Annotated in this window: 12 protein-coding genes; 11 read left to right on the forward strand and 1 reads right to left on the reverse strand. The window is 66.8% G+C overall.

Features of this window, described 5'->3' with window-relative positions; all coding sequences use genetic code 11:
* The first annotated feature begins 54 nt into the window (after positions 1-54).
* The 7 genes from AAW14_RS25800 to AAW14_RS25830 all read left to right on the forward strand — a co-directional run bounded on the left by AAW14_RS25800 (position 55) and on the right by AAW14_RS25830 (position 7,943).
* Complete coding sequence (locus AAW14_RS25800; RefSeq protein ID WP_265566319.1) at positions 55-1,320, forward strand: ROK family transcriptional regulator; 1,266 nt, start codon at positions 55-57, stop codon at positions 1,318-1,320.
* Positions 1,307-2,176 (forward strand): ABC transporter permease, encoded by an 870-nt coding sequence (locus tag AAW14_RS25805; protein WP_416223372.1) that lies wholly within the window; start codon positions 1,307-1,309, stop codon positions 2,174-2,176. The genes AAW14_RS25800 and AAW14_RS25805 overlap by 14 nt, the downstream gene beginning before the upstream one ends.
* A complete protein-coding gene (locus AAW14_RS25810) occupies positions 2,173-2,985 on the forward strand; it encodes an ABC transporter ATP-binding protein (protein WP_265566321.1) in 813 nt (270 codons plus the stop codon). The genes AAW14_RS25805 and AAW14_RS25810 overlap by 4 nt, the downstream gene beginning before the upstream one ends.
* A gap of 19 nt (positions 2,986-3,004) precedes the next feature.
* Positions 3,005-4,006: an aliphatic sulfonate ABC transporter substrate-binding protein gene (locus AAW14_RS25815; RefSeq protein WP_265566322.1), complete on the forward strand. Its 1,002-nt coding sequence runs from the start codon at positions 3,005-3,007 to the stop codon at positions 4,004-4,006.
* The gene (locus tag AAW14_RS25820) at positions 4,003-5,520 is read left to right on the forward strand and encodes a sulfatase-like hydrolase/transferase (RefSeq protein ID WP_416223373.1); all 1,518 of its coding nucleotides are present in this window, start codon (positions 4,003-4,005) and stop codon (positions 5,518-5,520) included. The genes AAW14_RS25815 and AAW14_RS25820 overlap by 4 nt, the downstream gene beginning before the upstream one ends.
* A gap of 208 nt (positions 5,521-5,728) precedes the next feature.
* Complete coding sequence (locus AAW14_RS25825) at positions 5,729-6,739, forward strand: formylglycine-generating enzyme family protein (protein ID WP_265566323.1); 1,011 nt, start codon at positions 5,729-5,731, stop codon at positions 6,737-6,739.
* A 391-nt stretch (positions 6,740-7,130) separates the two neighbouring features.
* Positions 7,131-7,943, forward strand: a complete 813-nt coding sequence (locus AAW14_RS25830; RefSeq protein ID WP_265566381.1) for a class I SAM-dependent methyltransferase — start codon at positions 7,131-7,133, stop codon at positions 7,941-7,943.
* A 16-nt stretch (positions 7,944-7,959) separates the two neighbouring features.
* Here AAW14_RS25830 and AAW14_RS25835 read toward each other — a convergent pair whose 3' ends face one another.
* Entirely contained in the window at positions 7,960-8,268 is a 309-nt protein-coding gene (locus tag AAW14_RS25835; protein ID WP_265566324.1) for a hypothetical protein, read from the reverse strand.
* Positions 8,269-8,376: 108 nt separating this feature from the next.
* On the opposite strand from AAW14_RS25835, the gene AAW14_RS25840 reads away from it, so the two are divergent.
* The 4 genes from AAW14_RS25840 (at position 8,377) to AAW14_RS25855 (ending at position 11,793) form a co-directional block, all read left to right on the forward strand.
* Positions 8,377-8,910, forward strand: coding sequence for a transposase (locus AAW14_RS25840; protein ID WP_265566325.1), 534 nt, complete (start codon positions 8,377-8,379; stop codon positions 8,908-8,910).
* A 371-nt stretch (positions 8,911-9,281) separates the two neighbouring features.
* A complete protein-coding gene (locus AAW14_RS25845) occupies positions 9,282-10,427 on the forward strand; it encodes a sedoheptulose 7-phosphate cyclase (protein WP_265566326.1) in 1,146 nt (381 codons plus the stop codon).
* 11 nt (positions 10,428-10,438) lie between these two features.
* Positions 10,439-11,266, forward strand: coding sequence for an aldo/keto reductase (locus AAW14_RS25850; RefSeq protein WP_265566327.1), 828 nt, complete (start codon positions 10,439-10,441; stop codon positions 11,264-11,266).
* Between the two features lie 11 nt (positions 11,267-11,277).
* Positions 11,278-11,793, forward strand: a complete 516-nt coding sequence (locus AAW14_RS25855; protein ID WP_265566328.1) for a VOC family protein — start codon at positions 11,278-11,280, stop codon at positions 11,791-11,793.
* Positions 11,794-11,800: the final 7 nt, after the last annotated feature.

Raw genomic sequence — 11,800 nt, forward strand, 5'->3', positions numbered from 1 at the left:
CTATTTCTGCCGGAGCCTTGACGGAAAAATTCCGGCCTCCCTACCTTGACCGGCATGGAGATGCCCATTGGAGTGCATGCGCTGGTCAGGCGCGCACATGAGGAACGCGTGCTGCGTGCGCTGCAGGAGAACGGTGCCATGAGTCGCCGCGAGATCGCCCGACTCGTCGGCCTGTCCCGCACCACTCTTTCCGACATCACCAGTAGCCTCTTGCAACGGGGCGCCATCGTCGTTGTGGACACCGACGCCTCCAAGCGTGAGGGCAGCGGGCGACCGGCCGAGCGGCTGGCACTCGACCCGGCGTCGGCGCAGTTCATGGGAGTCGACTTCGGCCATCGGCGCGTCCACGTGGCTGTTGCCGACGCCTCGCACCAGATCATGGTCTCGGGCTCGGTCCGGTACGACGACACGGCGCCCTGGAAGACGCGGACCGACCTCGCCCTCGGGCTGGTGGACCGGCTGAGCACCGAGGCCGGTGTCCACTACGGGGCTCTTCAGGGCATCGGCATCGGTGTGCCGGGGCCCTACCCGGCTCCCGAGGGGACGGCATGGCCCCGCGCCACTTTGGGGGCAACGGTTCTGCGCCCGGCCCCGGAAGGCGTCGACCTGGCGTTCGCCGAACGCTTCGGCGCGCCGGTGATCGTCGACAACAACACCCGCCTGGCCGCCCTTGCCGAGGCGATCAGCGGCGCCGACAGTGTCGCCGACCTGGTGTACATACGTCTGTCGGACGGCGTCGGTGGCGGGCTCGTCGTCGGCGGCCAGCTGGTCACCGGCTCGGCCGGGCTGGCCGGTGAACTCGGGCACGTGACCGCTGCTCCGGCGGGCCGTCCGTGCCGGTGCGGCAAGCGCGGATGCCTGGAGACCGTGGCCTCGGTGCCGGGGATCCTCGCCGCCTGCTGGGAGTTCGGTCTACGTCTGGAGAACCTCGAGGACTTGGCGTCCGCCCTCGCCCGCGCGCACCCCGTCGCGGACCGGGTGCTGCGGGAGGCGGCTGCGGCGCTCGGACGCGTCGTCGGTGCGGCGACCATGATCCTGAACCCGGCGAAGGTCGTCATCGGCGGGGAGATCACCCGGCTGGCGCCCGTCATCGTTGAGCTGGCTGCCGCCACTCTCGCCGCCGAACTCTTCCCGACCGCGTCGGCCAGTCCCGTCGTCGAGGCCGCGCGGCTCTCGGACGACGACGGCGCCATCGGCGCGCTCGCCGCTGTCTTCCACAGTTCTCCCCTCCTCGCCAGGTACCCCGAAACCGCTGACGTGAAGCACCGATCCGACGCACCCGGCGTCCCCACAGAAAGAGCCGCCCATGCCCGCCCTTGACAATCGGGGCGCCAGCCCACGACGCCTCATACCCGAGAGACGCACAGGACATCGGCCGGCTCCGGGCACCGCGGGTGACACCATGACCGCACCAGAGCGTCAGTCGGCAGGCCGGCGCAAGCTGCCTCTGATCCTGAACGCCGTGTCCGTCTTGCTGGGAATCGCGATCTGGTGGGTCCTCGCCACTGCGGGCTTCAAGCTGCCGACACCGCTGGAGGTCGTCTCGCGCGCCGGGACGCTGATCGGCAACGGGACACTCGGCGAGGACGCCGTCGCCAGCCTGACACGCGTACTCATCGGCTTCGCACTCGGCACCGCAGCAGCGATCCCCGTCGGATTCCTGATGGGCTGGTACAGCGTCCTGCGTGGCCTGATCGAACCCTGGATCCAGTTCTTCCGCACCATCCCGCCGCTGGCGATCATCCCGCTGGCCGTGGTCGTCATGGGGATCGACGAGACCCCGAAGATCTTCGTCATCTTCCTCGCCGCGTTCCTGGCATGCGTGATCTCGACCTTCCAGGGCGTGGTCAACGTTGATCGCACACTGATCAACGCCGCCCGGGTGCTGGGTGCCAAGGACGTCACGATCTTCGCCCGCGTGGTGGTGCCCGCCTCCACCCCATTCATCCTCGTCGGCATGCGGGTCGGCCTCGGCTCGGCCTGGGCCACCCTGGTCGCCGCAGAACTCATCGCCGCCCAGCAGGGACTCGGCTACCGCATGCAGAACGCCCAGCTGTACTACGACCTACCGACCATCTTCGTCGGACTCATCTCGATCGGGATCCTCGGTCTGCTCATGGACCGCGTCCTCCTCCTCGCAGAACGCAAGCTGACCGGATGGCAGGAGCGCCGATGACCACCAAGACCGCCAAGATATCCGTCCAGGGCGTCACCAAGATCTTCGCCCTGGGCCGCGAGACCTTCACCGCCCTGGACAACGTCTCACTCGACATCGCGGACCACGAGTTCGTCACCGTCGTCGGGCCCTCGGGCTGCGGCAAGAGCACCCTCATGAACATCCTCGCCGGGCTGGAGACACCCACGGCGGGTCGTGCCCTGGTGGACGGTTCACCGGTCTTGGGGCCAGGGCCCGAGCGAGGCGTGATCTTCCAGCAGTACGCTCTCTTCCCCTGGCTGACGGTGCGCCAGAACGTCGAGTTCGGTCTCCGGACCTCAGGCGTCCCGAAAGGCGAGCGCCGAAGGCGGGCGGAGCACTTCATCGAGCAGGTGGGACTCGAGCGCTTCGCCGACGCGCTCCCCAAGACGCTGTCCGGAGGCATGCGCCAGCGATGCGCCATCGCCCGTGCCTACGCCGTCGACCCCTCGATCCTGCTGATGGACGAACCATTCGGCGCCCTTGACGCGCTTACTCGAGTCAAGCTTCAGGAACAGCTGTTGCACACCTGGAGCCAGAACAAGCGCACCGTGCTGTTCATCACCCACGACGTCGATGAGGCCGTGTTCCTGGCCACCCGTGTGATCGTCATGGCCGCCCGCCCCGGACGCATCTACGACGTCATCGAGGTCGACCCCGCGATCGAGCGCAACGAGGAATTCCGTCTCAGCTCCGAGTTCGCCGCGCTGCGCAAACGGGTGTGGCACTCCGTCTACCACCAGGAAGGCCGCACCGCCTTCCAATCCGCCTCTCACTCCTCAACGGCATGAAATGGAAGGGACCGGCATCATGACATCCACCCTCATCCGCAGACACCTCTCCGCCACCCTCGCCGGACTGGCCGCGATGGCATTGCTGACTGCGTGCGACAGCGGATCGGCCTCCGGGGAGTCGGGCGAGGCGGTGCGCTTCGGCTACATCGGTGACTTCAACGGTGCGAGCCTGATCGCCATCGCTGACGCCAAGGGACTGTGGAAGAAGCACGGGCTGACGGCGGAGAGCAAGGTCTTCACCAACGGGCCGCTGCAGATCCAGGCCCTCGGCACGGACAACCTCGACTTCGGTTACATAGGCCCGGGCGCGATGTGGCTGCCCGCCTCGGGCAAGGCCAAGGTCGTCGCGATCAACACGCTCGGCAACGCCGACCGGGTCATCGCCCAGCCGGGCATCACCTCAATGAAGCAGCTCAAGGGAAGGACCGTTGCCGTTCCCGAGGGCACCTCCGGCGACATGATCCTTACCCTCGCCCTGAAGAAGGCAGGGATGACCAAGAAAGACCTGAAGATCGTCCCCATGGACCCGTCGACCATCGTGTCCGCCTTCTCCTCCAAGAAGGTCGACGGTGCCGGCTTCTGGTACCCCGCGCTGGCCACCATCAAGAAGCAGGACCCCGATCTCGTCGAGCTCGCCAAGGACAGCGACTTCAAGGATGACGTCTCATTCCCCACCGCTTTCGTGGCCGGCAACAAGCTGGTGGCCGATCAACCGGAGAAGGTCAAGAAGGTCCTCGCCGTCCTGCGCGACGCCATCGACTTCCGGTCCGCACATACCGATGAGGCCATCGCAATCACCGCCAACAAGCTCAACATCCCGGCCGACCAGGTCAAGGCCGACGCCGCCAACAACAAGCTGCTCAGCGTCGACGAGCTCGACACGCTGACCAAGGACGGCACGATCGACAAGTGGCTGAAGGGCATGAACGACTACTTCGTCGAAGCCGGCAAGCTCAGCCGGCCCGCCGACCCCAAGACCTACTACACCGGTGAGCTCTTCATGGGAGCAGGCAAGTGACCACGTCCAACACGTCCGGGAAGAACATCCTCTTCCTCATGACCGACCAGCACCGGGCGGACACACTCGGCGCCTACGGCAACCGGCTGGCGCACACCCCCGCCCTCGACGAACTCGCCGCAACGGGCACCCGCTTCGACCGCTGGTACACCCCCACCGCGATCTGCACCCCGGCCCGGGCCAGCCTGCTGACCGGTCAGGCGCCCTTCCGGCACAAGGTGCTCGCCAACCACGAGCGCAACGTCGGATATCTCGAAGACCTCTCCGAAGAGCAGTTCACCTTCTCCAGGGCGCTGCGGGAGAACGGCTACAACTGCGGCCTCATCGGCAAATGGCACGCCGGCAACCGGAGGACAGCGGCCGACTTCGGCTTCGACGGCCCGGAGTTGCCCGGCTGGCACAACCCGGTGGACCACCCGGACTACCTCGCCTATCTCGCCGAACGCGGTCTGCCGCCGTACGAGATCAGTGACCGCATCCGCGGCACCCTGCCCAACGGCGGCCCCGGCAACCTGCTCGCCGCCCGGCTGCACCAGCCGGTCGAAGCCACCTTCGAACACTACCTGGCCACCCGCGCCATAGAGAAGCTCGAACAGTACGCCGCGGACTCCCGCGACCGCGGCCAACCATTCTTCCTCGCTCTGCACTTCTTCGGACCGCACCTTCCCTACATCCTCCCCGACGAGTACTTCGACCTGGTCGACCCGGCGGATGTGGAGCTTCCGCGGTCCATCGCGGAGACCTTCCACGGCAAACCCCCGGTACAGCGCAACTACAGCGCTCACTGGACCTTCGACACCATGCCGATCGAGACGACGCGCAAACTCATCGCGGTCTACTGGGGCTACGTGGCATTGATCGACATGCAGATCGGCCGGGTCATGGAAGCAATGGAACGGCTCGGACTGGTGAACGACACCGCCGTGTTCTTCACCTGCGACCACGGCGAATTCACCGGCTCACATCGACTGCACGACAAGGGCCCGGCAATGTACGAGGACATCTACCGCACACCCGGAATACTGCGCGTCCCGGGCGCGCCCGGCGGCGTCGTACGGCCGGAGTTCGTCAGCCTGCTCGACTGCACCGCTACCATCCTCGAACTGGCGGGCATCGACCCCAAGCCCGCCGTCGACTCGCGCAGCCTGCTGCCGCTCGTCCACGACGAAACGGTGGACTGGGATCAGGACATCGTCTGCGAGTTCCACGGTCACCACTTCCCCTACCCGCAGCGCATGCTGCGCGATGACCGGTACAAGCTCGTTGTCAACCCCGACTCGGTCAACGAGCTCTACGACCTGCAAACCGACCCGGACGAGTTGCAAAACATCTATACCCATCCGGAACGGAGCGAGGTTCGCTCGCGGATGATGCGCCGACTCTACGAGGTACTGTGCGAGCGCGGCGACAACTTCTACCACTGGATGACGTCAATGTACGACGTCGGCGAAGTGGGACATGACCCGACGCTGAGCGGGCTGGACGAGTCCACCTACCAGAACCAGCGGACGTGATGCCCCGGCGTCCCTCCCGCCAGGGCGCCTGACCGGTGGGGGACCCACGCACACCCTGGGCCACCGCGTCCGTACCGGCGCTCACTCCGAAACGCACGACATGGCGCCGGTGCCGGCGGGTTACCGCCCACGACTCCAGCCGACACGCCTCGCCGCGCACGACCGAGCGCAGGCGTGGGACCGACCCGCGATCGAGGAATTCCGACCCATGACACGCGATCAGCGCTCCTGCTGCACTCCGGCGACCGACGCGCCGGTCAGTATCGTCTCGCTGCTCTCGCCGACGCCGACGACGCGCAGCCACACCTCCCGCGAACCCTCGACCCGCGGGCAGGTGCGCCTGCCTGGGGGTGAGTTCGCCATGGGCGACGCCTTCGGCGAGGGCTATCCGGCCGACGGCGAGACACCTGTCCACGCCGTACGCCTCAAGTCCTTCCACTTCGACGAGACCGCCGTCACCAACGCCCAGTTCGCCACCTTCGTCAAGGCGACCGGTTACGTGACGGACGCCGAACGCTACGGCTCCTCGGCGGTCTTTCACCTTGTCGTCGCCGCCCCGCCCTCCGACGTCCTCGGAAACGCCGCTGGAACCCCCTGGTGGATCAACGTCCGTGGCGCCCACTGGCGCCGCCCCGAGGGCGCCAGGTCCGACATCACCGACCGACAGAGTCACCCCGTCGTCCACGTGTCCTGGAACGACGCCATCGCCTACACGCAGTGGGCCGGCAAGCGCCTGCCCACCGAGGCCGAGTGGGAATACGCCGCACGGGGCGGCCTGGCGGGCCGCCGCTACGCCTGGGGGGATGACCTCACCCCCGACGGCCGGTGGCGCTGCAACATCTGGCAGGGACGCTTCCCGCACACCAACACGGCCGAGGACGGCTATCTGACCACCGCACCGGTCAGGTCCTACCGTCCCAACGGCTTTGGTCTTTGGAACACAGCGGGCAATGTCTGGGAATGGTGCTCCGACTGGTTCTCACCCTCCTACTACACCCAGTCCCCCCCGACAGACCCCCACGGTCCGGAGACCGGAACCGCACGAGTGATGCGTGGCGGCTCCTACCTGTGCCACGACTCCTACTGCAACCGCTACCGGGTGGCCGCCCGCTCCTGCAACACACCGGAGTCCTCCTCCGGCAACCTGGGTTTCCGCTGCGCCAACGACGCTTCTGCATCGAGGCGGCCAAGCCCTCCCGGACTGAGTCCCGTTGCCTGAGACTGCGTGGGGCGGCTCGTTCGTAGATGGCCCCGCCGGGTACGTGCCAGCCCGCCTTCTTGCGGACAGCCGGGCTTGCCTCCTGGGCGTGGGGGGCTTGCAAGGCGGCGATGGCGCCGGCATCGGTGTGGGCGAACCTGCGACGAGTTCGACGGCCATGCTCCGGACATGCGGGTCGGGGTCGGAGGCCAGGCTGCAGTGCGGGGTGAAGGACCCCGTCCGCGCCAGGTGCGCAGGTGTCGCCTTTGGTGGTTTTAGTGGTCGTAGGCGGTCGGTGCGCGCATGACTGGCCGGCCGCGAATGAACCTGGCTCCCCTCATCAGACCCCTTGTAATTGATCACCTAGGCTGGCGCGGTGACTGATGAGCAGGAGCGGGTGCAGCCGTCGGGAGTGTGGGCCACGGCGGTGGGGGTGGCCAGGGTGCGGGCGCTGGAGACCGAGCGGGAGAACGCGCTGTTCCGCGACCCACTGGCACAGGCCTTCGCCACCGCCGGCGGCCTGTGGCCCTCCTCGCCACCGCCCGATGACGAGGCCGCGCGCCGCCGCCGGCTGGCCGTGTCGTTCTCCATCGTCATCAGGACGAAGTTCCTCGACGACCTGTTGCAGCAGGCCTCCGCGTCCGGGGTCCGGCAGGTCGTGCTGCTCGGCGCCGGCATGGACAGCCGGGCCTTCCGGATGGACTGGCCCGAGGGCACCCGGCTGTTCGAGGTCGACACCGCCGCGCCACTGGACTTCAAGGCTTCGGTGCTGCGCCAGGAGCGGGCCGTCGCACACTGCGAGCGGATCACCGTCGCGGTGGATCTGCGTGAGGACTGGCCAGGCGCGCTGGCCGCCGCAGGGCACGACCCGGCCGTGCCGACCGCGTGGATCGCCGAAGGACTGCTGATCTATCTGCCCGAGGACGCGGTGGAGCTGCTGCTGGCCCGGATCGGCGCGCAGTCGGCGGCAGGCAGTTGGATGGGGCTGACGTTGGGCTCGCGCGGCGTGATCGAGCGCTTCGGCGCGGACGCCGTGCCGGGATCGGCGGCGTCCATGTGGGTCTCGGAGATGCCCGACGACCCGGTGGGCTGGCTGGCCGGGCACGGCTGGGAGGCCGCCGGCCACACCCTGCGCGAGCGCGCTGCCGCCTACGGCCGCCCGATCAGCACCCCGCCGCAGCGCGAGGAGCGGCCCGGCGGACTGATCTCGGCGGTCCGCCGGTAGAGCGCCTCCCGGTTCCCTAGATGATCGATTCCACTGGGGCCTGATGAGTGGAGGCAGGTTCATGCGCGGCCGGCCAGCCATGCGCGCACTGACCGCCCACGACCACTAAAGTTCGCCCGAAAATCGCCTGGCCGGATGGTGGTGTGGTCGACAGTCCTTCGCCGTGAACGAAGTGCTGCCGCAGTTGAACGAGCTGCTGTTTTCCTCGGTCGAGGGCGTGTTGGTGGAATCGGTCGAGGTGATCGACACGGTCGTCCGGGTCGAGGCCGTACGACCGCAGGACGGGCGGCCTGTCCGGGGTGCGGGTGCTGGTCGAGGCGAACACACGGCTCCTGCCTGCGATTTCCTCGTGATTTGCCGACGGCGGGCAAGTCCGTCGTGGTGTCGTTGCGGGTGCGGAGGTTCGTCTGCGAGGAGGAATCCTGCTGGGCGCATGACCTTCGCCGAGCAAGTACCCGGTCTCACCCGCAGGTTCGGGCGACGGACCGAGCGGCTGCGGTCGACGCTGGTGTCGGTCGGTCTTGCGCTCGCGGGCCGGTCCGGCGCCCGGATGACGGACGCCTTCAAGGTTCCGGTCAGCCGGAACAGCCTGTTGCGGCTGACCGCCTCGCTGCCGGACCCCGCCACCGCAGTACCCCGCGTGGTCGGGTGGGAGGAGTACGCCCAGCGCAAGGGCCGTGTCTACGGAACCGTGCTCGTCGACATCGGGACACGTCGCCCGGTCGACCTCCTTCCCGATCGGGAGGCGGACACGCTCGCGGCCTGGCTCGCCGAGCGGCCCGGCATCGAGATCGTCTGCCGTGACCGTGCGCCTTTCTTCGCCGAAGGTGCCACCCGCGGCGTCCCGGCTACGCGCACCGAGCGCCGACCAGGCCGTTCGAACCCTCGGGCCCGAGGCAGTGCAGGCTTGAGAAGTCCGGACTCATTCACATACCCGAGCCGGGGTGTGGATTTTGCCCGGACTTGACTCTGTCGGGTGCGGCCTGTTGTGGGCGGTGGGTTTGGGTCAGCGCCTCCCCCTCCCTCGTACGCAACCTCGAGCGCGGTGGCTCCGAAAAGTGTGCAGGACTCGAGCGTTTGTACCCAGTGGGGCGAACCCCTCAGCGATGGTTGAGGATGCGGATTGATGTTGGCGAGATCCGTGCGTGCCTCGCCAGGAATCACGTATGGAGCGAGCATCTCTGGCATCGATATCGGTCAGTGAATATGGTTGTGCATGGCGATCGACCCCTCTTACCGTTTTGTTGCGCCCCTGAACAAAGGCGGCTTGGCGCGTCACGAGGCAGGGAGGATCCTTTGTCGAGCACCGGAAAGTGGGTCATGACAGCTTCCCGGCAGGTGGACTATGAAATCATCGAAATCTATGACTTATTCAACCCGGGGAACCCGGAGCTGGGGCTCTTACCCGGCCGAAAGCCAAGCAAGCTTACGCGGCTCGTCGTCATGGACCACACGGTCGATGAGATCTTCGGCGAGCGCATCCGGAACTATTTCTCCGTCAACCGCCTTTTCGTCGAATATCTCACCCTCCCCGGCGGGGACGAGAACAAGACCCTGGACCAAGTACTGCGCATCGCGAGGCGACTGAGCGAGATCGGCACCCACCGGGTGGGGACGCCTCCCATCGCGATTGGCGGCGGCGTGCTTCAAGACGTGGTCGGGATGGCCTCGAGCCTGTATCGCCGAGGCATCCCCTACGTGCGCGTACCGACCACGCTGCTGGCCCAGATCGACGGCAGCGTCTCCGCGAAGAACGGCGTCAACTACGAAGGGTTCCGCAACCGGCTGGGAACCTTTGCCCCGCCGCCGCGCACGTTGATCGACCGTAGCCTCATCGCGACCCTGCCGGAACGGCAGATTCAAAGCGGTCTGGGCGAAGCACTGAAGATGGCCCTCATCAAGGACCCGGTGCTTTTCGAACTGCTCGAGGAGCACGGCCCGCAGCTTGTCGCCGACCGCCTTCAGGATTCGGACAACGGCAACGACGCAGGACCGGGGAGGGAGGTCATGCACCGGGCCATCTCCGGCATGGCGGAAGAGCTACAAAAGAACCTGTGGGAGACGGACCTGCGGCGCATCGTGGACTACGGCCACACCTTCTCACCCGTGATCGAGATGCAGGCGCTGCCGGCCCTCCTGCACGGCGAAGTAGTGGCCATGGACTGCGTGTTGAGCGCCGTTCTCGCCCTGCACCGGGGGATGCTGACGCCGGCCCAGTTCGAACGGATCGTGAACACCACGCGCGGCATGGGCCTGGCGCCGTCACATCCGATGTTCGCAGATCCCAGTGTGCTGCGTCGGGCGCTGGCGGACACGATGCGGCACCGCGACAACCAGCAGCACCTGACACTCCTGCAGGGCATCGGGCGGACCATCTTCGTCAACGACCTCACCGACACTGAACTGGATTGCGCTGCCCAGGTGATGACGGAACTTCTGGAAACGGACGAGTCCGGCGTACTTTCCCTGCAGGGCGGTTGCTGACGGTGGGAGGCGTGAGCGTTCCCTTGGTGGAGCTCAGGTCCGGTCACTCCATGCCGGTACTGGGGCTCGGTACCTGGACCATGACTGATGAGCTGGCCGCCCAGGTCATTCCGGTGGCAGCACAGCTCGGCTACCGGATGGTGGACACGGCGGCCTTCTATCAGAACGAGCGTGGCGTCGGACAAGGCATACGCCGGTCGGGACTGACGCGCGAGGAGTTCTTCATCACGTCGAAGGTGAACGGCCGGGATCATGGTCTCGACCGCGCGATACGTGGCTGTGAGCAGACTCTCGCCCGGCTGGGAACCGACTACCTCGACCTCTATTTGATCCACTGGCCGATGCCCATGCGTGACCTCTACGTGGATACCTGGCGGGCCTGCATACGCCTCGTCGAGGAGGGATACGTCAAGTCCATCGGGGTCTCCAACTTCCTGCCGCGCCATCTCGACCGCATCATCGGCGAAACGGGTCTGATCCCGGCGGTCAACCAGATACAGCTTCACCCGAGAATCGTTCAGTGGGAGTCCCGCGCCTACGCGGAAAAGCACGGCATTGTGGTGCAGTCGTGGAGCCCCTTGGGGCAAGGCGGCACACTCCTTGCAGAACCCGTGGTGCAGGCGGTGGCCGGCCGGTATTCGAAGAGCACGGCCCAGGTTGTGCTCCGTTGGCATCTCGAACAGGGGCTGGTGCCCATTCCCAAGTCCTCTGACCGTGGCCGCCTGGCAGCCAACCTGGATGTCTTCGACTTCCACCTGGCCGACGACGAGATCAAGGAAATATCCGGGCTGAACGGAACCGAGCAGCCTATGAATCCGGAGACCTTCGAACAGGACTAGGAGAGCACGATATGGCGGCACCGCTCATCGATCACATCGGCATTCTGGTGGCGGACCTGGAAGTCGCGATCTCTCGCTGGTCGGCGGCCACCGGCTACACCTTCAGCGAGATACACCGGTACCGCACGGAGCGATACGTCGACAGCAGCAACCCGGAACCTCACCACCACGACGCGCGTATCTCCTTCTCCAAGGAGGGCCCGCCCTACATTGAGCTGATGGAGTTCCACGGCCAGGGAACCCACTCGGCCGCGCAGGGCGAAGGCTTCCACCACCTCGCTTTCGTGGACCAGCCCGACCTTGAGCAGCGGATGGCGGCTCTTGCCGAACAGGGCATCGGCCACGACGGGCTCGTACTGGGGGACAACGACCGCATTCTGCTGTGGTTCACGGAGAAGAAGGACCTGAACGGCATCCGCATCGAATACGTCAGCCCGGACCCCCAGCCGATCGTGAGGGACGACGGCACCGAGCCATACCGTGATAGTCGGGGCAGGCCCAGCCTGTGGCCGCTCGACCCGGCATGACGGTTCG

The sequence above is a fragment of the Streptomyces hygroscopicus genome, from assembly GCF_026168105.1.
GTDB lineage: Bacteria > Actinomycetota > Actinomycetes > Streptomycetales > Streptomycetaceae > Streptomyces > Streptomyces hygroscopicus_D.